This is a genomic window from Streptomyces sp. NPDC039430 (assembly GCF_055639435.1).
In genome coordinates, this window is record NZ_JBVKAK010000020.1 from 49,424 (window position 1) to 74,674 (window position 25,251).

The 25,251-nt window shown below is 73.0% G+C and carries 21 protein-coding genes, 1 pseudogene and 1 riboswitch; of the genes and pseudogenes, 16 read left to right on the forward strand and 6 right to left on the reverse strand.

Annotated elements, in window-relative coordinates; genetic code table 11:
* Window positions 1-224: 224 nt before the first annotated feature.
* On the forward strand, window positions 225-626 hold the full coding sequence (locus ACZ7LS_RS32660) for a VOC family protein (protein ID WP_382529102.1): 402 nt from the start codon (window positions 225-227) through the stop codon (window positions 624-626).
* Window positions 627-748: 122 nt separating this feature from the next.
* On the opposite strand, the gene ACZ7LS_RS32665 is transcribed toward ACZ7LS_RS32660, so the two are convergent.
* The 3 genes from ACZ7LS_RS32665 to ACZ7LS_RS32675 form a co-directional block, all read right to left on the reverse strand.
* A complete protein-coding gene (locus tag ACZ7LS_RS32665; RefSeq protein WP_382529105.1) occupies window positions 749-2,056 on the reverse strand; it encodes a hypothetical protein in 1,308 nt (435 codons plus the stop codon).
* A 430-nt stretch (window positions 2,057-2,486) separates the two neighbouring features.
* Window positions 2,487-3,614 (reverse strand): alpha/beta hydrolase, encoded by a 1,128-nt coding sequence (locus tag ACZ7LS_RS32670; RefSeq protein WP_382674397.1) that lies wholly within the window; start codon window positions 3,612-3,614, stop codon window positions 2,487-2,489.
* Window positions 3,615-3,716: 102 nt separating this feature from the next.
* Complete coding sequence (locus ACZ7LS_RS32675) at window positions 3,717-4,379, reverse strand: class II aldolase/adducin family protein (RefSeq protein ID WP_382674400.1); 663 nt, start codon at window positions 4,377-4,379, stop codon at window positions 3,717-3,719.
* A gap of 176 nt (window positions 4,380-4,555) precedes the next feature.
* Between ACZ7LS_RS32675 and ACZ7LS_RS32680 the strand changes: the two genes are divergently transcribed.
* The 7 genes from ACZ7LS_RS32680 (at window position 4,556) to ACZ7LS_RS32710 (ending at window position 13,269) form a co-directional block, all read left to right on the forward strand.
* A complete protein-coding gene (locus tag ACZ7LS_RS32680; protein WP_385135402.1) occupies window positions 4,556-5,839 on the forward strand; it encodes an inorganic phosphate transporter in 1,284 nt (427 codons plus the stop codon).
* A gap of 14 nt (window positions 5,840-5,853) precedes the next feature.
* Window positions 5,854-6,081, forward strand: coding sequence for a hypothetical protein (locus tag ACZ7LS_RS32685; protein WP_382529115.1), 228 nt, complete (start codon window positions 5,854-5,856; stop codon window positions 6,079-6,081).
* Between the two features lie 213 nt (window positions 6,082-6,294).
* Window positions 6,295-6,491, forward strand: a riboswitch (cobalamin riboswitch).
* Window positions 6,475-7,503 carry a cobalamin biosynthesis protein gene (locus ACZ7LS_RS32690; protein WP_382529118.1) on the forward strand — a complete coding sequence of 343 codons (1,029 nt, stop codon included), beginning with the start codon at window positions 6,475-6,477 and terminating at the stop codon, window positions 7,501-7,503. It overlaps the preceding riboswitch by 17 nt.
* On the forward strand, window positions 7,500-9,083 hold the full coding sequence (locus ACZ7LS_RS32695) for a cobyric acid synthase (RefSeq protein ID WP_382529120.1): 1,584 nt from the start codon (window positions 7,500-7,502) through the stop codon (window positions 9,081-9,083). The genes ACZ7LS_RS32690 and ACZ7LS_RS32695 overlap by 4 nt, the downstream gene beginning before the upstream one ends.
* 28 nt (window positions 9,084-9,111) lie before the next feature.
* Window positions 9,112-11,229, forward strand: coding sequence for a putative cobaltochelatase (locus tag ACZ7LS_RS32700; protein ID WP_385135406.1), 2,118 nt, complete (start codon window positions 9,112-9,114; stop codon window positions 11,227-11,229).
* Window positions 11,229-11,828, forward strand: coding sequence for a cob(I)yrinic acid a,c-diamide adenosyltransferase (cobO, locus tag ACZ7LS_RS32705; protein WP_382674410.1), 600 nt, complete (start codon window positions 11,229-11,231; stop codon window positions 11,826-11,828). The genes ACZ7LS_RS32700 and cobO overlap by 1 nt, the downstream gene beginning before the upstream one ends.
* Before the next feature lie 7 nt (window positions 11,829-11,835).
* Window positions 11,836-13,269, forward strand: a complete 1,434-nt coding sequence (locus ACZ7LS_RS32710) for a cobyrinate a,c-diamide synthase (RefSeq protein ID WP_385135408.1) — start codon at window positions 11,836-11,838, stop codon at window positions 13,267-13,269.
* Between the two features lie 32 nt (window positions 13,270-13,301).
* Here the strand turns inward: ACZ7LS_RS32710 and ACZ7LS_RS32715 are convergent, their stop codons facing one another.
* Entirely contained in the window at window positions 13,302-14,048 is a 747-nt protein-coding gene (locus ACZ7LS_RS32715; protein WP_382529132.1) for a ZIP family metal transporter, read from the reverse strand.
* Window positions 14,049-14,183: 135 nt separating this feature from the next.
* Between ACZ7LS_RS32715 and ACZ7LS_RS32720 the strand changes: the two are divergent.
* The 3 genes and pseudogenes from ACZ7LS_RS32720 to ACZ7LS_RS32730 form a co-directional block, all read left to right on the forward strand.
* Window positions 14,184-14,552: pseudogene (locus tag ACZ7LS_RS32720) on the forward strand (cobalamin biosynthesis protein); the annotation flags it as partial.
* Window positions 14,553-14,872: 320 nt separating this feature from the next.
* Window positions 14,873-15,931, forward strand: coding sequence for an Rv2231c family pyridoxal phosphate-dependent protein CobC (gene cobC / locus ACZ7LS_RS32725; protein WP_385135411.1), 1,059 nt, complete (start codon window positions 14,873-14,875; stop codon window positions 15,929-15,931).
* A 160-nt stretch (window positions 15,932-16,091) separates the two neighbouring features.
* Window positions 16,092-17,228: a DUF4037 domain-containing protein gene (locus tag ACZ7LS_RS32730; RefSeq protein WP_385135414.1), complete on the forward strand. Its 1,137-nt coding sequence runs from the start codon at window positions 16,092-16,094 to the stop codon at window positions 17,226-17,228.
* Window positions 17,229-17,431: 203 nt separating this feature from the next.
* Here ACZ7LS_RS32730 and ACZ7LS_RS32735 read toward each other — a convergent pair whose 3' ends face one another.
* Window positions 17,432-18,361 (reverse strand): SCO1860 family LAETG-anchored protein, encoded by a 930-nt coding sequence (locus ACZ7LS_RS32735; protein ID WP_382529145.1) that lies wholly within the window; start codon window positions 18,359-18,361, stop codon window positions 17,432-17,434.
* Between the two features lie 337 nt (window positions 18,362-18,698).
* On the reverse strand, window positions 18,699-19,790 hold the full coding sequence (locus ACZ7LS_RS32740; RefSeq protein ID WP_382529148.1) for an amidohydrolase family protein: 1,092 nt from the start codon (window positions 19,788-19,790) through the stop codon (window positions 18,699-18,701).
* A gap of 245 nt (window positions 19,791-20,035) precedes the next feature.
* On the opposite strand from ACZ7LS_RS32740, the gene ACZ7LS_RS32745 reads away from it, so the two are divergent.
* The 5 genes from ACZ7LS_RS32745 (at window position 20,036) to thpD (ending at window position 25,121) form a co-directional block, all read left to right on the forward strand.
* Window positions 20,036-21,160 (forward strand): pyridoxal-phosphate-dependent aminotransferase family protein, encoded by a 1,125-nt coding sequence (locus ACZ7LS_RS32745; RefSeq protein ID WP_385135417.1) that lies wholly within the window; start codon window positions 20,036-20,038, stop codon window positions 21,158-21,160.
* A gap of 391 nt (window positions 21,161-21,551) precedes the next feature.
* Entirely contained in the window at window positions 21,552-22,091 is a 540-nt protein-coding gene (gene ectA, locus ACZ7LS_RS32750; RefSeq protein WP_382529153.1) for a diaminobutyrate acetyltransferase, read from the forward strand.
* A gap of 275 nt (window positions 22,092-22,366) precedes the next feature.
* On the forward strand, window positions 22,367-23,635 hold the full coding sequence (gene ectB / locus ACZ7LS_RS32755) for a diaminobutyrate--2-oxoglutarate transaminase (protein WP_382529156.1): 1,269 nt from the start codon (window positions 22,367-22,369) through the stop codon (window positions 23,633-23,635).
* A gap of 188 nt (window positions 23,636-23,823) precedes the next feature.
* The gene (locus ACZ7LS_RS32760) at window positions 23,824-24,222 is read left to right on the forward strand and encodes an ectoine synthase (protein WP_382529158.1); all 399 of its coding nucleotides are present in this window, start codon (window positions 23,824-23,826) and stop codon (window positions 24,220-24,222) included.
* A 2-nt stretch (window positions 24,223-24,224) separates the two neighbouring features.
* On the forward strand, window positions 24,225-25,121 hold the full coding sequence (gene thpD, locus ACZ7LS_RS32765; RefSeq protein WP_382529161.1) for an ectoine hydroxylase: 897 nt from the start codon (window positions 24,225-24,227) through the stop codon (window positions 25,119-25,121).
* Window positions 25,122-25,251 lie beyond the last annotated feature (130 nt).

Consider the following 25,251-nt stretch of genomic DNA (forward strand, 5'->3'; position numbering starts at 1 on the left):
TTTTGTGGGTTTGTTTTTTTGCCTTTGGTGGGGTGGGGGGGCGGGTGGGGGGCCGGGGAGGGGGGGGGGGTGGCCCCAGGAGCAGGGGGGGGGGGGGGCCCCCACACCCCCCGTTCGGCCCCGGCTGCCGGCGGCGGGGCCGTGACGGCTCGAAGGCCGATTGTCAGTGGCCGGTGCGAGACTGAGATCCGCGTCACATTCGAGACCGCGAAGGGATGATCAGCATGACCGGAGCACCGAGCATCTGCCCGACCATCCTGTACAGGGACGCGAAGGCGGCCATCAGGACGCTGACGGACGCCTTCGGGTTCACCGAGGTGGCGGTGTACGAGGGCGAGGGCGGCGAGGTGCTCCACGCCGAGCTGGCCTCCGGCAGCGGCGTGGTGATGCTGGGCTCGAAGGGGCGGACGGGTGTCTTCGCCAAGGCGATGGGCGACGCGGGCCCGGCGGGCGTCTACGTGGTCGTCGAGGACGTCGACGCGCACCACGCGCGGGCGGTGGAGCACGGCGTCGAGATCCTGATGGCGCCCACGGACCAGGACTACGGCTCACGGGACTACATGGCCCGCGACGCCGAGGGGAACATATGGAGCTTCGGGACGTACGTACCGGGCGCGGGCGGCTGAGGCACGGCCGGCCGAGGCGCGGCGGACCGCGCTCCCGGCGGCCGGGGGGGGCACCGCCGCGCGGCCGGGGCCGGCGGGACCGGTCCTCCTGCCTCGGTCGCGCGGCGCGCGGACCTGGCCGGTCAGGCTCCTCCGGTGTGCACCTGGAAGGCCGCCCGGCGGACCGCCTTGGCGAGGGCGGGGTCCGGATGCGCGGCGGCGAGGGCGACGAGGACCTGGACGGTACGGGGGTGGCCGACGGCCCGGACCTCGTCGAGCAGCGCGGGCACATTGCCCTGCACGGCGGAGTCCAGGTGGCGGACCAGCAGTTCGCTCTCGCCGTGGTCGGCGACGGCCGCCGCGGTGTCCACCCAGAGCCAGGTGGACTCCTCCCGGGTGAGGACCTCGGCGGCGTCCTCCGGGTCGGCGCCCTCGTACTCCGCCAGCCAGAGCAGGGCGTAGGGGCGCAGCGAGGAGTCCGTCGCCGCGGCCCGTACCTCGGCCTCGGCGGGGGCGCCGACGACACGCAGCGCCTCGAAGGCGAGCCCGCGCAGGAGGGCGTCCTCTCCCCGGGCGACGGCGAGCAGTTCGGTGACCGCGCTGCCGACGGTGCGGGCGGCGAGCCAGGCGCGGTATTCGGCGCGGGCGGGGCCGGGGGTGAGCCGCGCGCAGCCGCGCAGCATGTGCTCGGCGGACTGCTCGATATTGCCCGCGGGGCTCTGCGCGGCGACGCAGATCTGCTCCAGCTTGACCCAGACCGCCCAGTTGCCGAGCGGGGTGAGGGTCGCCTGGCCCTTCCCCAGGGTCAGCGCGCCCACGGCGGCCAGCCCTTCCAGGGCCCAGTCGAGGAGCGGTGGCAGCAGGTCGCCGGCCGGCGGCTCGGGCGCCGGGGGCTCGACGGGGGCGGGCTGCGGGCCGTAGGGCACCTCGCAGCGCTCCTCGTGGAGTTCCGCGACCCGCTGCTGGAGGAGATCGAGCAGGGCCGGTACGAGCACCGGTCCCGCGGAGAGCTGGAGGAGGGAGAGCACCTGAGGAACGGCCTCGACGACCTCGGCGACCGTGGAGGCGGCGACATCGTCGGGCGCCGGGTGCACGAGCGACCAGGCGTCGAAGAGCGCCACCCAGCCGCGCTGGACCGCGCTGTCGTCGCGGTCCCACGCCTGGAGCCGCCAGCCGGGCCGTACGGCGGTGCCGTGCAGCTCGACGAGTCCGGCCAGCCGGGCACGGTCCCAGCCCGCGCGCACCTGGTCGGACGTCAACTCCAGCGCCACGGCGGCCCGTTCCGCCGCCGCCGCGTCGAGCGGCCCCGCGCCGGGGTCCCGGTCACCGGCCGCCCAGCGGGCGATCCGTACCGCGTCGGCGAGGACCGCTCTCGCCTGACGGGCCAGCTCCGCCGGGGGCGGAGTGCCCTCGGGCGGCCGGGGTGCCGGACGGCTGCGCCCGTCGGTCACAGCCCGTCGGGCCGTGGCCAACGGCCGCGGGCGGACGAGTCGGAGTCTGGAGTTGCGCGCCAATTGCTCATCAGGCTTTCGGGACGTCACGGGGGCAGTCTTCCCGGTGACCGCCCGAAAGCCCAAACGGAACCTGTTCCAGCGGTACGGGAAGGGCGGAAGAGGCCCGTTCCACGCGGGTGCCGCGGGGCACGGAAGGGAAGGAAGACGCCTGTTGGAAAGGGACGTGACAGCTGGTGGAGCGCTCTGTGGCGGGTGGCTCCGGTGGGTCGCAAGGTGCGTGAAGGAGGCGAAGCGGAGCGTCGGGCGTCGCATCGGATCCCGCCACGGCGCCGCATGCCGGAAAGATCCGTCAGACACCGGTAAAGCGCCCCCTGGGGCGGCGCCGTCCCGGGTGCCGCGCCGGGCGCCGCCTCAGGGAGGTCAGCCGCTACATCAGGGGGGTGAGGAAGCGTCGGAGCACCTCTTCGTATCCCGCCGGGTCCGCGTTCCACATGGCGCCGTGCGGGGCGTGCGCGACGGCGTGCAGGCTGATCAGACCGGAGCGGTGGGCGGCGAGTTCGCGGGAGGGGTTCCAGGACGCGAGGGTGTCGTCGGGGCCGTGGAAGATCAGCGTCGGAATGTTCAGCCTGCCGGGGTCGGCGGCCTGCCGCAGCCGGTCACCGTCGAGACCGGCCCTGCCCTGGGCCGACCGGACCGCGAGCGGCAGCAGCGGCGTGGGGACACGGCGGGCGGTGGCCAGCGCCCGCAGGGTGGCCTCCGCGTCCAGCACCGGCGAGTCGAGCACCAGCCCGGCGATCCGGGCGCGGAGCGGGGAGCCGGCCGCCGCGCCGAGGGCCATCGAGGCGCCGGTGGACCAGCCGTGCAGCACCACGCGCTCGGCGCCGTACCGGACCGCGTAACGGATCGCCGCGTCGAGGTCACGCCATTCGGACTCGCCGAGGTGGCCGAGGCCGTCCGGGGAGCGGGGCGCCCCGGGATCGCCGCGATAGGCGAGGTCGAGTACCGGAAGTTCCTGTTCCGCGAGGAACTCCATGACGTTCAGGGGGTGCTCCCGGGTGGTGCCGAGACCGTGCGTGGTGATCACCCAGGTGTCTCGCACCCCGGGTACGAACCAGGCGGGCAGGGGGCCGAGTTCGCCCGGGATCATCACGTCCTTGTGGCCGAGGCCGAGCGCGGAGGTGGGATCGCCGCTGTGGACCTGCGGGGTGAGGCGTACCCGGGTGCCCGGGAAGAGCGAGCCGTGGCTGACGCGCTCCAGCCGGCGCACCACGGTGTCCGCGGCGTGTTCCACCTCGTCCAGGACCGGCCCGACGACCGCGTGGACGCCGGGGCCCTCGATCCCGTACGTACCGGGGCGCAAAGAGGCGAGACAGCGGGTCAGGGCGATCTGTCCGGCGGCCGTGGCGTGCACGGTGAGACGGGGGTCGCCCGGCAGGGGACGGCCCGGCGGCGTCCTGAGCGTGGCGTCGCCTGCGTAGCGGCCGGCCGCGAACGCGGCCGCGCCGACACCGATGACTGTGGAGACGGCCGCAGCCGTCGCTTTGGCGGGGCGCACGTTCCCAGTGTGGTCACCCCCGGCGGGCTCGGCCAGCCGGGGGTGACCGTCGGGGTGCCCGAGATGCCCGGTCCCTGTCGAGCGCCCCGCCGGAAACGCTGGTCAGCCCCGCTGTCCGTACCCCTTCAGCTTCTGTCCGACCTCGTCCAGCTGGGCCTCGGTCAGCAGCGTGGGGGTGCGGCCGGGCAGCGAGTTCGCCGTGAGCCACAGGCGGCACATCCACTCCAGCTGCGCCGTGCGGTCGTAGGCCTGGGCGAGGCTGTCCCCGTAGGCGACCGTGCCGTGGTTCTGGAGGAGGCAGGCGTTCCGGTCGCGCAGGGCGTCGAGCATATGGGCGGCCAGTTCGTCCGAGCCGTACAGCGCGTAGGGCGCGACCCGGACGGCGCCGCCGTGGGCCGCCGCCATGTAGTGGATCAGGGGCAGTTCGGGGACGAGGGTGGAGACGGCGGTGGCGTGCACGGCGTGGGTGTGGACCACGGCCGTCGCGGAGGTGTTCCGGTAAACGGCGAGGTGCAGGGGCAGCTCACTCGTAGGGGTGAAATCGCCGAGGACCTGCCGGCCGTCAGGATCGACGCCGACGGCGTCCTCGGAAGTCAGCTGGTCATACGGGACCCCGCTCGGCGTGACAAGGATCAGTTCGCCGATCCGTACCGACACGTTGCCCGATGTGCCGACGACAAGTCCTTCACCTGCTGTTCTCCGGGCGGTGGCGATGAGTTCACGCCAGGCCCCGGCTATCGCGTCCCGGCTCCGCTGATCAGTCATAAGAGAATCCTGTCAGGCGGAAGCAAGACGGCCCAGGGCACTTCAGCAGAACAGGCGGGCGATTTCTCCACACATGGGGACACCGCGAAGACGAGCCCAGTTCATCTTCCGTTCACTCTGACTCCCTACGTTCACCGAGGCCACTGACGTCAAAAGATTGCCTGGGTCCTGGGTCAATGGAACACATCACGCTGCTGCTCGCGATCGTGATCGTGACGGCTCTCGTGTTCGATTTCACGAACGGCTTCCACGACACCGCGAACGCGATGGCGACGACCATCTCGACCGGCGCTCTGAAGCCCAAGATCGCGGTGGGCATGTCCGCCGTCCTGAATCTTGTCGGCGCGTTCCTGTCCGTGGAGGTCGCCAAGACGATCTCCGGCGGACTCATCAACGAACAGGGCATCAGAACAGAAGTGATCTTCGCGGCGCTCGTCGGCGCCATCCTGTGGAACCTCTTCACCTGGCTGCTCGGCCTTCCGTCGAGCTCCTCCCACGCACTCTTCGGCGGCCTGATCGGCGCCACCCTGATGTCGGTCGGCGCCTCCGGGGTCAACGGCGGCGTCGTCATCACGAAGGTGCTGATCCCCGCGCTCGCCGCGCCGGTCGTCGCCGGTCTCGCGGCGCTGCTCGCGACGCGGCTGACGTACCGCATCGGCCGCCGTACGGACGACAAGGCGACCGCCAAGGGCTACCGCGCCGGGCAGATCGCCTCCGCCGGTCTCGTCTCCCTCGCGCACGGCACCAACGACGCGCAGAAGACGATGGGCGTCATCACCCTCGCGCTGGTCACCGGCGGCGTCCTCGCCCCGGGCTCCAACCCTCCGATGTGGGTCATCGTCTCCGCTGGAGTGGCGATCGCGCTCGGAACGTATCTCGGCGGCTGGCGCATCATCCGCACCATGGGCACCGGCCTCACCGATCTCCAGCCGCAGCAGGGCTTCGCCGCCCAGACCAGCGCCGCGACCGTCATCCTGGCCTCCTCGCACCTGGGCTTCTCGCTCTCCACCACCCAGTCCTGCTCCGGCGCCGTGATGGGCGCGGGCCTCGGCCGCAAGGGCGGGGTGGTCCGCTGGTCGACCGCCAGCCGGATGTTCATCGCCTGGGGACTGACCCTGCCCGCCGCGGGCCTGGTCGCCGCCGGGGCCGAGTTCCTGACCGGCCAGGGCGGCTGGGGCGTCGCGGTCGTCGCCGTCCTGCTCGTCGCGATCTCCGGGGCGATCTGGCTCGCCTCGCGCCGCCGGCGGGTCGACCACACCAACGTGAACGAGAACGAGGCCGGAGCCGTCGGCGCGGCGGAAGGCGCCGGGACCACCGAGCCCGCGGGCGTCGTCACCGCCGCCATCGCGGCCGTCACCCCGCCGCCCACGGCCGGTGCCGCGCAGGAACTGTCGACCACGATCCCGGCCCCTGGCTCCACGGACGCCGCGGGCGAGCCCGCGCGAACCGCCACGGTGTAAGGAAGAGAAACCGCATGAACATCGACTGGGCAGCACTCGGTTCCGTCTTCGGTGTCAGCCTCGTGGCCACCGTCGCTCTCGTGGGCCTGTTCACCCTCGGCATCGTGGGCCTCGCCAAGCAGGAGCAGGCGAGCGCGCAGGGGGCCGCCGGCTCCGTGGCCCTGGCCCGCGTGGGCGCGTACGCCTGCTTCGCGCTGTGCGTGGCGGCCGTCGCGTACGGGATCTATCTGATCGTCGCCTGACCGGGCGGCGGATCGACCGCGCCACCTCGACCCGGGCCGGCCCCGGCGCGTCCGTCACGCGCCGGGGCCGGTTCACGTGCCGGGCCGGTTCACGGTTCACGTGCCGGGCCGGTTCTTCGGTGCCCGTGCCAGGCCGGTTCTTCGGTGCCCGTGGGGCTGGGGTGGCGTGTGGGGCTCGGCACACTGTCCCGTCGCTGGTCAGGGATGAGTTGACGGGTGTTTGCGCTGCGTGGTGGACTTCCGGGGCCATTTGACGACGGCAGAAGAGGAAGCCGGTGCGAATCCGGCGCGGTCCCGCCACTGTCACTGCGAGCCACGTCTCCAGGAGCCAGGAACTCTCGCCGCCGCATCACGTCGAGCCGGGGCGCGGACCCTGAGTGAGGACATTTCGCCATGCCTGGCCGCCGTTCGGCCGTCGTGCGCGGCCGGGGTCGGCCCGCCGAGCGTGTTTTCGCCTACGGCGCCGCCGTGGGCCTCCTGGGTGATCTGCTGTTCGGCGATCCGCGCCGGGGCCATCCCGTCGCCGCGTTCGGCCGGGCGGCGACGGCCGTCGAGCGGAGGCTGTGGCGCGACCACCGGGGCTGGGGCGCACTGCACACCGCGGTATGCGCCGGAGGAGCCGCCGGGGTCGCGGCGCTGGCGGCCCGGGGCGTACGGGACCACCGCACCGCCTCCGTGGCGCTGACCGCCGCCACCACCTGGGCCGTGGTCGGCGGCACCTCGCTGGGACGTGAGGCACGCGCCATCGGCGCCGCGCTCACCGCCGGGGACGTCGAACGGGCCAGGGAGCGGCTGCCGCGGCTGTGCGGCCGTGACCCGCGGGCGCTCGACGGACAGCAGATCGCGCGCGCCGTGGTGGAGTCGGTCGCCGAGAACACCTCCGACGCGGTCGTGGGCGCGCTGGTGTGGGGGGCGGTGGCGGGCGTGCCGGGGCTCGCCGGATTCCGTGCCGTGAACACGCTGGACGCGATGGTGGGTCATCTCTCGCCCCGGTACCGCAGGTTCGGCTGGGCCTCGGCCCGGCTCGACGATGTCGTGGGCGCGCCGGGCGCCCGGCTGACCGCCGTACTCGCCGGTGCGCTGGCCGGCGGGGTCGGCGGCGATCCCGGCGCGGCCCTGCGGGCGGTACGGCGGGACGCCCGTAAACACCCGAGCCCCAACGCGGGCCCCGTGGAGGCGTCGTTCGCCGGCGCGCTGGGCGTACGGCTGGGCGGGACGCTCGCGTACGGCGGGCGCGTGGAGCACAGGCCGGTGCTGAACGGCGAGGGCCGGCCGGCCGGGGTCGCGGACATCGAGCGGGCCGTACGGCTGTCGCGCCGGGTGACCGTGGCCGCCCTCGCGGTCTGTGTGGCGGGCCGTTTCGGGTACGGACTCGCCCACCGCGCGCTACGCCGTGGGACCGGGCGAAAGGGACGCGGATGAGCAGGGGCGGGCGCGGCGGGGGGCTGCTGATAGCCGGCACGACCTCCGACGCGGGCAAGAGCGTGGTCACGGCGGGGATCTGCCGCTGGCTGGTGCGCCGTGGGGTGAAGGTCGCGCCCTTCAAGGGGCAGAACATGTCGCTGAACTCGTTCGTGACGCGCGAGGGCGCGGAGATCGGCCGGGCCCAGGCGATGCAGGCCCAGGCCGCCCGGATCGAACCGACGGCGCTGATGAACCCGGTCCTGCTGAAGCCCGGCAGTGACCGCAGCAGCCAAGTGGTGCTGATGGGGCGGCCGGTGGGAGAAATGAGCGCCAGGGGGTTCTTCGGGACCTCTCAGGAAGCGTCCCCGGGGCGGACACCGCACGAGGGGCGGCGGGAATTGCTGCTCGGGCCCGTCCTGGAGTGCCTGGAGCGGCTGCGCGGCAGCTACGACGCCGTGATCTGCGAAGGGGCCGGCAGCCCCGCCGAGATCAATCTGCGCCGTACCGACATCGTGAACATGGGCATCGCGCGGGCCGCGCGGCTGCCGGTGGTGGTCGTCGGGGACATCGACCGGGGCGGCGTCTTCGCCTCGTTCTTCGGGACGACGGCGCTCCTGTCCCCCGAGGACCAGGAGCTGATCGCGGGCTATCTGGTCAACAAGTTCCGGGGCGACGTCTCCCTGCTCGAACCCGGTCTTGAGATGCTCCGCGGGATCACGGGGCGGTCCACGCTCGGCGTCCTGCCGTTCCGGCACGGTCTGGGCATCGACGAGGAGGACGGGCTGCGCGTCTCGGCGCGCGGCGCCGTACGCGAGTCGCCTGCCGCTCCCCCGTACGGCGAGGACGTGCTGCGGGTCGCGGTCTGCGCCGTACCGCTGATGTCCAACTTCACCGATGCGGACGCGCTGGCGGCGGAGCCGGGGGTCGTCGTGCGGTTCGTGGACCGGCCGGAGGAGCTGGCCGACGCCGATCTCGTGGTGGTGCCCGGCACGCGCGGCACGGTCAAGGCGCTGGCGTGGCTGCGCGAGCGCGGGCTCGCCGACGCGCTCGCCCGGCGGGCCGCGGAGGGCCGTCCCGTCCTGGGGATCTGCGGCGGCTACCAGCTCCTGGGCGAGCACATCGACGACGAGGTGGAGTCCCGGGCGGGCGCGGTGCCCGGCCTCGGACTGCTGCCGGTACGGGTGCGGTTCGCCCGCGAGAAGACCCTGGCCAGGCCGGTGGGCGTGGCCCTAGGCGAGACGGTGGAGGGGTACGAGATCCATCACGGCGTCGCCGACGTACGGGGAGGCGACGCCTTCGTCTCCGACACAGACGGACGGGCGCTGGACGGCTGCCGGGTGGGGGCTGTCACGGGCACGCACTGGCACGGGGCGCTGGAGAGCGACGCGTTCCGGCGGCGGTTCCTGACGGAGGTGGCGCGGACCGCGGGCCGGCGTTTCGTCCCCGCGCCCGGCACGAGCTTCGGCGCGTTGCGGGAGGAACAGCTCGACCTGCTCGGTGACCTCATCGAGGAGCACGCGGACACGGACGCGCTGATGCGCCTGATCGAGGAGGGCGCGCCCCCGGGGCTGCCCTTCATTCCGCCGGGAGCGCCATGACGACCATCTTCGAAGGAGCGATCAGCATATGAGCACCCCCTTTCCGTTCACCGCCGTGGTGGGAATGGACGATCTGCGGCTCGCCCTGTTGCTCAACGCGGTGAGCCCCGCCGTGGGCGGTGTGCTCGTGCGGGGTGAGAAGGGCACCGCCAAGTCCACGGCCGTACGGGCCCTTTCGGCGCTGCTGCCGGAGGTGCCGGTCGTCGCCGGATGCCGGTTCAGCTGCGATCCCGCCGCGCCCGATCCGCGATGCCCCGACGGGCCGCACGAGACGGCTCCTGGCACGTCCAGGCCCGCCCGGATGGTCGAGCTGCCCGTGGGCGCCTCGGAGGACCGTCTCGTGGGCGCGCTGGACATCGAGCGGGCGCTGTCCGAGGGCGTGAAGGCCTTCGAGCCCGGTCTGCTCGCCGACGCGCACCGCGGGGTGCTCTACGTCGACGAGGTCAACCTCCTCCATGACCACCTGGTCGACCTGCTGCTGGACGCCGCCGCCATGGGTGCCTCGTACGTCGAGCGCGAGGGCGTCTCCGTACGGCACGCGGCGCGCTTCCTGCTCGTCGGGACGATGAACCCCGAGGAGGGCGAGCTGCGGCCGCAGTTGCTCGACCGTTTCGGGCTGACCGTGGAGGTCGCGGCCTCGCGCGAGCCGGAGCTGCGGGTGGAGGTCGTACGGCGGCGGCTGGCGTTCGACGACGATCCGGCCGGGTTCGCGGCGCGCTGGGCCGAGGAGGAGACCGCGCTGCGGGACCGGATCGTGGCCGCGCGGGCACTGCTGCCCGAGGTGCGGCTCGGGGACGCCGCGCTGCTCCGGATAGCCGCGACGTGCGCCGCGTTCGAGGTGGACGGGATGCGGGCGGACATCGTGATGGCGCGGACCGCGGCGGCGCTGGCCGCGTGGGCGGGGCGTACGGACGTGCGCGCCGAGGACGTACGGCAGGCCGCGCTGCTGGCGCTGCCGCACCGGCGGCGCCGCAACCCCTTCGACGCGCCGGGGCTCGACGAGGACAAGCTCGACGACACGCTGGACGAGTTCAAGGGCGAGGACGGCGACGGCGGGGACGACGACCCGGGTCCTGACGGGCCCGGCGGGGGCGGTGGCATCCCGCCGCGGTCCGGTCCTGAGGGATCCGGGGGCCCCGACACGCCGCACGAGTCCGGGTCCGGGCAGGACGACACGCCCGTCGAGCACGACCCGGGGGCACGGGACGACACGCCCGCGGAGGCGGAGCCCCAGGGGCGGACGGGCCGCGCCGGGGCCGGTGAGCGGTCCGCCGTACGGGCCGCCGAACCGTTCCGTACGAAGACGCTGAGCGTGCCGGGTCTGGGCGAGGGCGCGGCCGGGCGGCGCTCCCGGGCCCGTACCGAGCACGGCAGGACGACCGGGTCCCGGCAGCCCAGGGGCGCGCTCACCAAGCTGCATCTGGCGGCGACCGTGCAGGCGGCGGCCCCGCACCAGCGGGCGCGCGGGCGCAGCGGTCCCGGCCTGGTGGTGCGCGGGGACGATCTGCGGCAGGCGACCCGGGAGGGGCGCGAGGGGAATCTCGTGCTGTTCGTGGTCGACGCGTCGGGCTCGATGGCGGCCAGGCGGCGGATGAGCGCGGTGAAGGGCGCGGTGCTCTCCCTGCTGCTGGACGCGTACCAGCGGCGCGACAAGGTCGGTCTGATCACCTTCCGTGGCAAGGAGGCGGAGGTCGCGCTGCCGCCCACCTCGTCGGTGGACGCGGCGGCGGCCCGGCTGGAGTCGCTGCCGACGGGCGGGCGTACGCCGCTCGCCGCCGGGCTGCTCAAGGCGCACGACGTGCTGCGGGTGGAACGGATGCGGGACCCGGCGCGGCGTCCGCTGCTGCTCGTGGTGACGGACGGCCGGGCGACCGGCGCGCGGCCGGCGGACGGCGCGGATCCGGTGGCGCTGGCGGCGCGCGCGGCGCGGCTGCACGCCTCGGAGGGGACGGCCTCGGTGGTCGTGGACTGCGAGTCGGGTCCGGTACGGCTCGGTCTGGCCGCGTCGCTCGCCGCGGATCTGGAGGGTACGGCCATCACGCTCGACGAGCTGCGCGCGGACAGCATCGCGGGCCTGGTCAGGGACGTACAGCGGGATGTACGGCAGACGCACGCACACAACGGACGACCCAGGAGGGCCGCTTGATGCCACAGGGACAGCCGGAATCCGTACCGGACGACGGGCTCACCACCCGCCAGCGCCGCAACCGTCCGCTCGTCCTCGTCCATACCGGCACCGGCAAGGGCAAGTCGACGGCGGCGTTCGGGCTCGCTCTGCGCGCCTGGACGCAGGGGTGGCCGGTCGGGGTGTTCCAGTTCGTGAAGTCCGCGAAGTGGAAGGTCGGCGAGGAGCGGGCGCTGAAGGTGCTGGGGGCGAGCGGCGAGGGCGGTCCTGTCGCCTGGCACAAGATGGGCGAGGGCTGGTCCTGGGTGCAGCGCGACGCGCAGTACTCCAACGAGGAGGCGGCGCGCGAGGGCTGGGAGCAGGTCAAGCGCGATCTGGCGGCCGAGACGCACAAGCTGTACGTGCTGGACGAGTTCGCCTATCCGCTGCACTGGGGGTGGGTGGACACCGACGAGGTGATCGAGGTGCTGCGCGGACGCCCCGGCACCCAGCATGTGGTGATCACCGGGCGCAACGCCCCGGAGAAGCTGATGGACTTCGCGGATCTCGTCACGGAGATGACGAAGGTCAAGCATCCGATGGACGCGGGCCAGAAGGGCCAGAGAGGTATCGAGTGGTGAACGTCCCATGGTGAACGTCCCGCGTCTGGTCATCGCCGCGCCCGCCTCCGGGAGCGGCAAGACCACGGTCGCGACGGGGCTGATGGCGGCCTTCTCGGAACGCGGTCTGGCCGTGTCCCCGCACAAGGTCGGGCCCGACTACATCGACCCCGGGTATCACGCGCTGGCCGTCTCCCCGGGGGCATCGGGCGCCTACGGACCGGTCGGCGCGACCGGCTCCGCCGTCGTCCCCGGCTCCGCCGCGCGTGTCCGGCCGGGCCGCAATCTCGACGCGTACATGTGCGGTACCGGTCTGATCGGGCCGCTGTTCGCGCATGGCGCGGCGGGCTGTGACCTGGCGGTCGTCGAGGGCGTGATGGGGCTCTACGACGGCGCGTCGGGCCAGGGCGAACTGGCCTCCACCGCCCAGGTGTCGAAGCTGCTGCGCGCGCCGGTGGTCCTGGTGGTGGACGCCTCGTCGCAGTCGCGTTCGGTGGCGGCGCTGGTGCACGGCTTCGCCTCCTGGGATCCGGAGGTGCGGATCGGCGGGGTGATCCTCAACAAGGTCGCCACCGACCGGCACGAACGGCTGCTGCGCGAGGCGCTGGACGAGTCGGGCGTGCCGGTCATGGGGGTGCTGCGGCGCGCCGACGGCGTCACCGCGCCCTCGCGCCATCTGGGTCTGGTGCCGGTCGCCGAGCGGCGCGCGGAGGCGGTCGGGTCGATGCGGGAGCTGGCCGCGCGGGTGCGGGCGGGGTGCGATCTGGAGGCGCTGCTTGCGCTCGCGCGCAGTGCGCCGGCGCTCGATGTGACGCCGTGGGAACCGGCGGTCGAGCCGGTCGCCTCCGTGGCGGGCGCGGGCCGGCCGGTGATCGCGGTGGCCGGCGGGTCCGCCTTCACCTTCTCGTACGCGGAGCACACCGAGCTGCTGGCGGCTGCGGGCGCGGACGTCGTCCCGTTCGATCCGCTGCGGGACGAGGTGCTCCCGGAAGGCACCAGGGGTCTGGTGATCGGCGGCGGGTTCCCCGAGGTGTACGCGCCGGAGCTGTCGGCCAACGAGCCGCTGTGCAAGGCCGTGGCGGAGCTGGCGCACTCCGGCGCTCCGGTGGCAGCCGAGTGCGCCGGGCTGCTGTATCTGGCGCGCTCCCTGGACGGGGCGCCGATGTGCGGGGTGCTGGCGGCCGACGCGCGGATGTCGGGACGGCTGACGCTGGGCTACCGGGAGGCGGTGGCGGTCGGCGACAGCGCGCTGGCGCGGGCCGGTACGCGCGTACGGGGGCATGAGTTCCACCGGACGGTGCTGGAACCGGGCGCCGGGGCGGCTCCGGCGTGGGGCGTGGTGCATCCGGAGCGCAGGGTGGAGGGGTTCGTCCAGGGGGGCGTGCACGCGAGCTATCTGCATACGCACTGGGCGGCGGCGCCGGAGCTGGCGCGGCGGTTCGTGGAGCGATGTACGGCGTGACGGACGGGCCGGCGGGGTACGGGCGCCCCTGGTCAGTCGGCGACGCCGACCACCACCCAGATGAAGCCCACGCCGAGGACCGTGCAGAGCAGCGTGGAGCGCGCGGGATGGTCGTGGTGCGCCTCGGGCAGGATCTCGGCCGCGGCCAGATAGAGCAGGACGCCGGCGAAGAAGCCGAGGTAGCTGCCGAGCGCTTCCGCCGGGAGGGTGAACAGCAGGGTGGACGCGGCGCCGAGCACCGGCGCGATCGCGTCGGCGACGAGCATCGTGATCGCCCTGCGCCGGTCGTTCCCGTACAGGCTGGTGATCGTGTACGTGTTGAAGCCGTCGGCGAAGTCATGGGCGATGACGGCGAGGGCGACGGCGGTGCCCATGCCGCCGCCGACCTGGAAGGCCGCGCCGAGCGCGATGCCGTCCATCAGGCTGTGGCCCACCATGGCCGCCGCCGCGGTCAGTCCCACCTGGGGCACCCGCTCGCCTGCCGAGGGGCCGGAGGCGTGCGGGTCGCCGCCGTGGGACGCGCGGCGGACGGCGAGCAAACGTTCCACCAGATGGGCTACGAGAAAGCCGCCCACGAACAGCAGCAGCGCCTGGGGTACCCCGAGGATCTCGCCGCTCGCGGCGTGCATCGCCTCGGGCAGCAGATCCAGTCCGACGACGCCGAGCATCAGCCCCCCGGCCAGGCCCAGTACGAGATGGCGGCGGTCGGTGACGCGCTGCGCCGTCCACCCGCCGAACAGCGTCATGAGGAACGCGCCGAGCGCGACGAACACCGCCATGGGCCCTTGCATAGCGGATCGGACCGGCACTTCGCACATCCGGCGCGGGGGCCGGGGCGCGCGCCGGAGCCGGGGTACGGGCGGGAGCCGGGGTACGGGCGGGAGCCGGGGTACGAGCCGGAGCCGGGGCTCGTCGTGGGGGTCGGCGCGCGCTCCGGCGTGTCCGTGGCGGAGGTGCTCGGGCTGATCGAGACCACGCTGCGGGACGCCGGGCTCTCGCCGTGCGACCTGATCGAGCTGGCCACGGCCGAGAGCAGGACCGGCGAGGCCGGGATCGCGGGGGCGGCGGCGCGGCTCGGCGTCCCCCTGAGGGGATATCCGGCCACGCTGCTGGCCGGGATCGCCGTACCGAATCCGTCCGGGGCGCCGCTGGCGGCGCTGGGGACACCGTCCGTCGCCGAGGCCGCCGCGCTGGCGGGCGGGGGCGAACTGCTCGTACCGAAAAGGAAGTCGGACGCCGGCGCCGGCCGCCCCGCTTCGGTCACCTGCGCCGTGGCGGATAGAAGCCAGTCGGAGTGGAACCGGCGCGGGCGGAAATGATGTCCGTGTCGGCAGCAGGCGGAGAGCGGCCGGCGGAGAGCAGACAGAGAGCAGCGGCCTCGCGGCAGAGCGCGGACCGTGTGGTGACGCCCCGGGGAGACCGGTGGCGGGAGAAAGGGAAAGGAGCCCGGTGATCCGCGTCGTCCAGTCCATCGAGAACAGCCGGGGAGTGACGTCCCCGCGGCGGGGATCGCGGTCGCTTCCCCGGCTGTCGTTTCCCCGGCCGTCGTCGGCCCCGTCGCCCACGCCGGACGCCATATCAGGCGACGACCCCCGTGACTGCCATGTCTACGCGCGCTGACAGCCACGATCTGCGCCATCACGGCGACGCGGAAGTGCGGGACGGAGCCGCGGGGCTGATCGATCTCGCGGTCAACGTCCGTACGGGCACTCCCCCGGAGTGGCTGCGCGCGCGCATCGCCGACTCACTGACCGGGCTCGCCGCCTACCCCGACGGGCGGGCGGCCCGCGCGGCGGTCGCGGCGCGGCACGGACTGCCGGTCGAGCGGACGCTGCTGACGGCGGGGGCGGCGGAGGCGTTCGTGCTGCTGGCCCGCGCGCTGCCGGCCCGCCGGCCCGTGGTCGTCCATCCGCAGTTCACCGAACCGGAAGCGGCGCTGCGGGACGCGGGACACGAGGTGCGGCGGGTGCTGCTGCGCCCGGAGGACGGGTTCCGGCTGGATCCGGAGGCCGTGCCCGACGACGCGGATCTGGTGGTGCTCGGGAATCCGACCAACCCGACGTCCGTGCTCCACCCGGCCGAGGCGATAGCGAAGCTGGCCCGTCCCGGCCGGACGCTGGTGGTGGACGAGGCGTTCATGGACGCGGTGCCGGGCGAGCCGGAGGGGCTGGCCGGGCGGATGGACGTGCCGGGGCTCGTCGTGTTGCGCAGCCTCACCAAGACCTGGGGCCTGGCGGGCCTGCGGATCGGCTATGTACTGGCCGAGCCGGGCACGGTCGCGGCGCTGGAGCGCGCGCAGCCGCTGTGGCCGGTCTCGACGCCCGCGCTGGCGGCGGCGGAGGCGTGCATGTCCCCCGCCGCGCTGGCGGAGGCGGGGCAGGCGGCGTGCCGCATCGCGGTGGAGCGCGCGCATCTGCTGGCCGGGCTCGCGGAGTTCGAGGAGGTACGGGCGGTGGAGGCGGCGGCGGGACCGTTCGTGCTGATACGGGTGAAGCGGGCGGACGCGGTGCGGGCCAGGCTCCGCACGCTGGGCTTCGCCGCCCGGCGCGGCGACACGTTCCCGGGGCTCGACCGCGACTGGCTGCGGCTCGCGGTCCGCGACCGGGCCACGACGAACCGTTTCCTCCAGGCCCTGGACCAGGCGCTGACGGCGGTCGGCTGACCCGGACGGCGGCCGGCCTGACGGCAGTCGGCGGTCGGTGGTCGGCTCGGACGGTGGTCGGCTCACGGCTGACCCGACAGCTAACGGCTGTCGGCGGTCGGCTGAGTGGCGCCCCCGATATTCGCTGGTCCAGGGGGTCCACGCCCGCCAAAGTGAACGCATGACCTCCGCCGACGCCGCTTTCCTGCCCGGTCTTGAGCTGTCCAGGATCCTGTACGAGGAGGCCGTTCGTCCGCTTCTCGACGACGCCTTCCCCGGACTGCGCCATGCCGCCGCGCGGGTCGGCACCGGCTCGGAGGTCCTCGGCTTCGACACGGCGCGCTCCGCCGATCACGAGTGGGGGCCCCGGCTCCAGCTGTTCCTGGCGCCGGACGAAGTGGCCCGGTACGGCGCCCCTCTCCACCGGCTTCTGGCCGAGCGGCTGCCGAAGCACGTACGCGGCTGGCCCACCCATTTCCGGCGGCCCGACGATCCGCTCGACCCGGTCGGGCAGATGGAGCTGACGGACGGTCCGGTCGACCACCGGGTCTCCGTCCAGGATGTCGGCGGCTGGCTGACGTCGGCGACCGGCACCGATCCGGCGTCCGGCGATCCGACCGTCCTGGACTGGCTGGCGATGCCGCAGCAGCGGCTCGCGGAGGTGACGGGCGGCGCGGTGTTCCATGACGGGCTCGGCACGCTCACCACGGCGCGGCGACGGCTGGTCTGGTACCCGGACCAGGTGTGGCGCCATCTGCTGGCCTGTCAGTGGCAGCGGATCTCGCAGGAGGAGGCCTTCGTCGGGCGCTGCGCGGAGGCCGGGGACGAGCTGGGCTCGATGGTGGTCGCGGGCCGGCTGGTGCGCGACCTCATGCGGCTGTGTCTGCTCCTGGAGCGGCGGTACGCGCCGTACGGCAAGTGGCTGGGCAGCGCGTTCGGACAGCTGGATGTGGCCGGCAGCCTGCTGCCGTCGCTGCGGAGCGCGCTGGCGGCGACGGAGTACCCGGAGCGGGAACGCGGGCTGTGCGCGGCGTACGAGACGGTGGCCGCGCTCCAGAACGAGTCCGGGCTCGCCGAACCGGTGGATCCGGCGTGCCGGAGCTATCACGGCCGGCCGTTCCAGGTGCTGCACGCCGAGCGGTTCGCGCGGGCGCTGTCGGCGACGGTCACGGATCCCGGGCTACGGGGACGGCCGCTGACGGGCGGCGTGGACCAGTGGGCGGACAGCACCGACTTCCTGAACCTCACGGAACCGGCGCGGGCCGCCACCCGGGCGCTCGGACAGCGCCAGGGCACCGGCCCCCTGCCGAAGGCCTGAGGGGCCGGAAGCGCTCCCGGCCGAAGCCGGAAGGGCCGCGGGCCCGAAGGCTCAAAGACCCGGGGCCCGAAGACCCGGGACCCGAAGACCCGGGACCCGAAGACCCTGGGCCCGAAGGCCCGAAGGGCCGGAAGCGCCTCCCGCTCCCGGCCCCCGGACCGCCCCGGGCCCGCCCTGACATGGCGTCAGCGGGCAGGAGCGGGTCAGCGCTTGCGCGCGGCCCTCGCCAGCAGCAGCGCTCCGCCGCCCGCCCCGAGCAGCGCCACCGCGCCGCCCGCCAGATACGGCGTCGTGGAGTTGCCTCCCGTCTCCGCGAGGTTCTCCTCGACCGGCTCCGTCACGGTCTGCGGCTTCGTATCGGCCTTCGCGGGCGCGGACTTCTCCGGTTCCGGCGCCGTCGTGGCCGCGGGTGCCTTCGGTGACTCACAGGTGGCCCCGGCGAGCGTGACGGTGCCCTCGACCTCGGCGACATTCAGCTTGAGCGGGTTGATCGACACCCGCAGTTCCAGGGCGCTGGCCGCGGCCGTACGGGACGTGGTGTGCGTCTTCGACAGATCGAGTGTCACCTCACCCACGCCCGGGACCTCGACGCGGGTGGGACCGCCCGCGGAGAGCGTGACCCGCTTGCCGAGCACGGTCACCTGGCCGAGCAGCTCCGACTCCGCGACCGGCCGCTTCCCGGCCGCGCAGACCGCCTTGGAGGTGACCTCCTGGATCTCGATGAGCGAGAGCAGCGGCAGTCCGGGCACATGCACCTTCGCGTGGGCGAGGTTGCTGTATCCCTCCGCCTTGCGCGCGTCGGCGGTCGCCCGCGCGGTGGCCACGTCGGCGCGCAGCAGGGTGAAGGCCCTGCCCTGGTCGACCCCGTCCAGCTGAACGCTGAGCGTCGTCTTGTCCGCGCTCGCGGGCGCCGACACCTCGTTCAGGGCGGCCCGCAGGGGCACGTTGAGGGTCTTGTTGAGCAGGGACACGTCGAGGCCGGCCCGGAGCACGACCGCGGTCGCCCGTCCGTCGTCCGTGCCCTCGGTGGCCCGCGCCGGAGCGGCGAGGAGCAGGGGACCCGCCGTCAGTGCGGCGGCGGCCGTCAGGGCGGCGGCACGGCGCGCGGGCATGCGGAAGGTGTTGCTGTTCAAGATGTGGAACCCCCACAAGAGATTTGGTGTCGCCGGTCCGCCCAACGGGGACACGGGGCGGTGGCGACCGAGACACCGGAATCTTTACGCACGGAGAGTGAACCGGCAGACACCTGGGGTGAGTTCACTCCAAAGTGGGGTTTCCGGGTGCATATTCGATTCTTGTGGCACATGCGTTTCTCGGTCCCCACCGATGACGGCGCGTCAGGGTGCCGGAGCGGTACGCCCGTCGCCCTGACCAGGAACGCGTGAGGGAGTTCAACGACTCCGGCCGCTCCGCGTCACGCCCCCGTCAACCGGGCGCCGCCCGCCCCGGCCGGTCGTCTCCGCACCCGGGTCAGCCGACGATCCGCCCGTTCAGGACGATCCGCCGCGGCGCCGCCAGGACCCGTACGTCCGCGCGCGGATCCTCGCCGTACACCACGAGATCCCCCGGAGCGCCCTCCTCCAGCGACGGGCGCCCCAGCCACTCGCGCGCACCCCAGGTGGTCGCCGAGAGCGCCTCCAGTGGCGGGATCCCGGCCTTCGTCAGCTCCTCGACCTCACCCGCCACCAGACCGTGGGCCAGACCGCCGCCCGCGTCCGTGCCGACGAAGACCGGGACGCCCGCGTCGTACGCCGCGCGCACGGTGTCGTAGCGGCGCTCGTACAGCCGGTTCATATGCGCCGACCAGCGCGGGAACCTGTCCCGGCCGCCCGCCGCGAGCCGCGGGAACGTCGCGATGTTGACCAGCGTCGGGACGATCGCGACGCCACGCTCCGCGAAGAGCGGGATGGTGTTCTCGGTGAGCCCCGTCGCGTGCTCGACGCAGTCGATGCCCGCCTCGACGAGATCGCGGAGTGCGGCCTCGGCGAAGCAGTGCGCGGTGACCCTGGCCCCGAGCCGGTGCGCCTCCGCGATGGCCTCCTCGACCTCGGCGCGCGGCCAGCAGGCGGTCAGGTCGCCCGCGTCGCGGTCGATCCAGTCACCGACGAGCTTCACCCAGCCGTCGCCGCGCCGCGCCTCCCGGGCCACGTACGCGACGAGGTCCTCCGGCTCGATCTCATGGGCGTAGTTGCGGATGTAGCGACGGGTCCTGGCGATATGGCGGCCCGCCCTGATGATCTTCGGCAGATCCTCGCGGTCGTCGATCCAGTGGGTGTCCACGGGCGATCCGGCGTCCCTGAGCAGCAGGGCTCCCGCCTCGCGCTCGTCGAGCGCCTGCTTCTCGCTGGTCGCCTCGTCGACCGCGCCGTGATGGTCGAGCCCGACATGGCAGTGGGCGTCCACCAGTCCGGGCAGCGCCCAGCCCTCGACCGTACGGACATCGCGGGCGCCGGGTGGCCGGTCGTACGTGATCCGGCCGTCCACGACCCACAGTTCGTCCCTGGCCTCCTCGGGGCCGACGAGCACCCGCCCCTTCACGCGCAGCACCGTGTGATCACTCATGAGCAGCACTGTACGAGGGCGTGAGTACCCTCGACCGGGGGGTTCGCACAACTCTCCGACCCGGGCCCGTACCCCGTGTCCGCCGCCCCGAACCGATGCCCAGCCGAACCGCCAGAACCGCCAGAACCACTCGAACCGCCCGGCCTTCCCGACCGAACCGCCCGACCGAGCCGACCCGGCCCGACCTGGCCCGAACCGACCCGACCCGGCCCGAACCGACCCGACACACCGAAGAGAGCACCGCCGTGACACACCCGCTGCTGGACCTGCCTCCGCTGACCGCCGCGCACTTCGCCGCCATCGAACGCCGCGTGGCCTCGCTCCTCGCCACCGAGAACGATGTCGTGATCATGCAGGGCGAGGCCCTGCTGCCGCTGGAGGGCTGCATCCGCGGCGGGGCGGGCCCCGGTTCCACCGCGCTGAACGTCGTGACGGGACCGTACGGGCAGACCTTCGGGAACTGGCTGCGCGACTGCGGCGCGGTGGTCGTGGACCTGGGGGTGCCGTTCCACACGGCCGTGACCGCGGAGGCGATCGAACAGGCCCTGGCAGCGCGCCCCGAGATCGACTTCGTCTCGCTGGTGCACGCGGAGGCCGCGACCGGCAACACCAACCCCGTCGCGGAGATCGGCGAGGTCGTACGGGCCCATGGCGCGCTGTTCATGCTGGACGCCGTGGCGTCGGTGGCCGCCGAACCGCTGCTTACCGACGCCTGGGGGGTGGATCTGTGCGTGATCGGCGCGCAGAAGGCGATGGGTGGTCCCGCCGGGGTGTCGGCCGTGTCCGTGAGCGAGCGCGCCTGGGAGCGGTTCGCCGCCAATCCCCGGGCCCCGCGCCGCTCGTACCTCTCGCTCCTCGACTGGAAGGAACGCTGGATCGACGGCGACCGCCGGGCGCTGCCGCACGCCCCGGCGCAGCTGGAGATGCTGGCGCTGGAGGCGTGTGTGGAACGCATCGAGGCCGCCGGCCAGGAGACGGTCATGGCCCGGCACGCCTCGGCGGCCGCGGCGACCCGCGCGGGCGCGCTGGCGCTGGGCGGCGGTCTGGCGCCGTTCGTCCACGAGGCCGCCGAGGCCGCTCCGGTGGCCACGACGCTCAGGACCCCGGCGGGGGTGGACGCCGCCGGTGTGGTGGCGAAGGCGCTGGCCGCCGATCCGGCGCTGCCGCTGATCGCGGGCGGCGGGGCACTGGCCGCGGAGCTGATCCGCGTCAACCACTACGGCGCCGACGCGACCCCGGCCGCGGTGCGGTCCTCGCTGCTGGCGCTGGGCGCGGCGCTCGACGGCTCCGGCGGTGCGGTGGACCCGGAGGCCGCGGTGCGGGCGGCCGACGAGGCCTGGACGCGCCGCGCCCAGGGCGACACGCTCTAGACGGCACACCGGCCGCGGGGCCGTGCCGCCGCCGGTCCCCGGACCATATGTGGCCGCGGTATCCATAAATTGAAGAGGGCATTAATTATCGAATACGGGAAGACGCTTTATTCCGTGCAGCTTCCCGTATTCGTCTGCCCCCGTTTCTCCGGCCTAAACGCCAAGATTTCATCAGGGTCCCGCGCGTGATTCCGAGCGGTCTCCCGAGCGTTACGGATATGTGACCGACTCCACAGATCCGCCCGTTTCGCCCCAACATATAGCTACATTTTACCCTGGTTCTCGGTCGGCGCACCCGGTGCCACCTACTCGCGCGATAACACAGCCCGGCGGCTCACCCAACCCCTGGCCAAGATGCATCTTTTGAATTTGCTGGGTAAATTCAATCCGTATGACCGCCGCACAAGCAGACCTTGCAGGCGCCCGAAGCGAATTCCCCCGATCCTTCACGACCGACGCCCCACGAGTGGAGGACGGAGCCGCGATCTGGCGCATCGCCCGCGACTCCGAGGTCCTGGACCTCAACTCCTCGTACAGCTACTTGCTCTGGTGTCGTGACTTCGCCGCCACCTCCCTCGTCGCCCGTGACGAGGGGGGATCCCCGATCGCGTTCGTCACGGGGTACGTAAGGCCGGAGCGCCCCGAGGCGCTGGTCGTCTGGCAGGTGGCCGTCGACGCGAGCCACCGCGGACGCGGCCTCGCCGGCACCCTGCTCGACGAGCTGACCGCCCGGGTCACCGAGGAGCGGGGCGTCACGGCCGTCGAGACGACTGTGACCCCGGACAACACCGCCTCGGACCGGCTGTTCACCGCGTACGCGGCACGTCACGGCGCGACGCTCAAGCGCGAGGTCCTCTTCGACGGCGGACTGTTCCCCGACGGGGTGCATCAGCCGGAGGTGCTCTACCGCATCGGACCGCTCTCGCCCTGAGCGGGCCCGCGCGGGAGCCCGTCCAGGGCTCCGGCGCCGCCACGCCCGGATACGGCCGCGCCGCGCCACACGTGCCACACGTGCCACACGTGCCGCACGTGCCACGCAGCGCCGAACCGGCACGGAAGTGCACGGAAGTGCACGGAAGCGCGCTGAGCCGCGTCACGTCGCGCGGACCGGTGCGGACCACGCACGCCGCACCCGAGCGTCCGGGCCCCGAGCACACTCCCGCTCTCGTCCCTCCACCCGCACACCCCCATCGGCAGGAGACCCCCGTGACTATCACCCCGCCCGCACTGAGCGTTTTCGAGACCCTCGAATCCGAGGTACGCAGCTACTGCCGCGGCTGGCCCGCCGTGTTCGACCGCGCGCGGGGCGCCCGCCTCACCGACGAGGACGGCCATGGCTACCTCGACTTCTTCGCCGGCGCCGGCTCGCTGAACTACGGCCACAACAACCCGGTGCTGAAACGCGCGCTGATCGACTACATCGAGCGTGACGGCATCACCCACGGGCTCGACATGGCGACGACCGCGAAACGCGCCTTCCTGGAGTCCTTCCAGAACGTGGTGCTCCGGCCGCGTGATCTGCCGTACAAGGTCATGTTCCCCGGGCCCACCGGCACGAACGCCGTCGAGGCCGCCCTCAAGCTCGCCCGCAAGGTGAAGGGCCGCGAGTCGATCGTCTCCTTCACCAACGCCTTCCACGGTATGTCGCTGGGCTCACTCGCCGTGACCGGCAACGCGTTCAAGCGCGCCGGGGCCGGCATCCCGCTGGTGCACGGCACCCCGATGCCGTTCGACAACTACCTCGACGGCCAGACCCCCGACTTCCTCTGGTTCGAGCGGCTGCTGGAGGACCAGGGCTCCGGGCTGAACAAGCCCGCCGCCGTCATCGTCGAGACCATCCAGGGCGAGGGCGGCATCAATGTCGCCAGGCCCGAGTGGCTGCGGGCGCTGGCCGATCTCTGCCACCGCCAGGACATGCTGCTGATCGTCGACGACATCCAGATGGGCTGCGGCCGTACCGGCGCCTTCTTCTCGTTCGAGGAGGCGGGCATCACACCGGACATCGTCACGCTTTCGAAGTCCATCAGCGGGTACGGGCTTCCCATGTCGCTGTGCCTGTTCACCCCGGAGCTGGACGTCTGGGAGCCCGGCGAGCACAACGGCACCTTCCGGGGCAACAACCCGGCGTTCGTCACCGCGGCCGCCGCGCTGAACACGTACTGGGCCGACGGCCAGATGGAGAAGCAGACCATCGCCCGCGGTGAGCAGGTGGAGCGGGCGCTGCTGGCGATCCGCGCCGAGAGCAGCGGCGACGTCCCCGACGTCCGGGGCCGCGGTCTGGTCTGGGGCATGCAGTTCGAGGACAAGGGCCGCGCGTCCGCCGTGTGCGCCCGCGCCTTCGAGCTGGGGCTGCTGCTGGAGACCTCGGGCCCGCAGAGCGAGGTGGTCAAGCTGCTGCCGCCGCTCACCATCACCGCGGAGGAGCTGGACGAGGGGCTGCGCACGGTGGAACGCGCCGTACGCGAAACCGCCTGACCCACGCGCCGTACGCGCACCCGCCCGGCCCGCGCGGCGCCGCCGCGCCCGGCACCCGGCGTCCGGCACTCGGCACGCGGGGCACAGGGCACGCGCACACGGCACTCGGCCACCACCCACGACATTCGGTACACCCCACAAGAAAGCGCACACAGAGCGACCGCAGAGAAGAAAGGCGTCAAGGCACCGTGATCGTCCGATCGTTCAAGGACATCGAGAACACCGACCGCCATGTGAAGTCGGCCTCGGGGACCTGGGAGAGCAAGCGCATCGTGCTCGCCAAGGAGAAGGTCGGCTTCTCCCTCCACGAGACCGTCCTGTACGCGGGCACGGAGACGTCGATGTGGTACGCCAACCACATCGAGGCCGTGCTGTGCGTCGAGGGCGAGGCCGAGCTGACCAACGACGAGACCGGTGAGACCCACTGGATCTCCCCCGGCACGATGTATCTGCTGAACGGCCATGAGCACCACACGCTCCGTCCGAAGACCGACTTCCGCTGCGTCTGTGTCTTCAATCCACCGGTGACCGGGCGGGAGGACCACGACGAGAACGGTGTCTACCCGCTGCTGACAGAGGAGGGCTGACCATGACCACCACCCCCGTACGGACCGATCTGTATCCCACGCGCGGCCTCGGCGAGGTGACCACCCCGCGGCAGGACCCCGTCGTCTGGTCCGCTCCCGACACGCCGGGACCGATCACGCCGGCCGATCTCGGACGCTTCGAGCAGGACGGCTTCCTCGCGGTCGAGCAGCTGATCGGCCCGGACGAGGTGGCGCTCTACCGCGCCGAGCTGGAGCGGCTGATCACCGACCCGGCGGTACGGGCGGACGAGCGCTCGATCATCGAGCCCAAGTCCCAGGACGTACGGTCCGTCTTCGAGATCCACCGCATGAGCGAGATCTTCGCCGGACTCGTACGCGACGAGCGGGTGGTGGGCCGCGCGCGGCAGATCCTCGGCTCGGACGTCTATGTGCACCAGTCCCGGATCAACGTCAAGCCGGGCTTCGGCGCCTCGGGCTTCTACTGGCACTCGGACTTCGAGACCTGGCACGCGGAGGACGGTCTGCCGAACATGCGGACCGTATCGGTCTCCATCGCGCTGACCGAGAACCTCGACACCAACGGCGGCCTGATGATCATGCCCGGGTCGCACAAGTCCTTCCTGGGCTGCGCGGGCGAGACCCCGCAGGACAACTACAAGCAGTCGCTGAAGATGCAGGACGCCGGCACGCCCTCGAACGAGGCGCTGACGGCCCTGGCCGACCAGCATGGGATCAAGCTCTTCACGGGCAAGGCCGGTTCGGCGACCTGGTTCGACTGCAACTGCATGCACGGCTCGGGCGACAACATCACGCCGTACCCGCGCAGCAATGTCTTCATCGTGTTCAACAGCGTGGAGAACGCGGCGGAGCGGCCGTTCGCGGCGCCGGTGCCGCGGCCGGACTTCATCGGGGCCAGAGACTTCACCCCGGTGCGCTGACACCACCACCATCGGGAAGGGGGGGGGGGGGGGGGGGGGGGGGGGGGGGGGGGGCACCCCCCCCCCCCCCCCCCTTCGGTTGTCGTCCGCCTAGGGGGGGAGAGTGTCGACCCAATGTTTTCCCCTCACA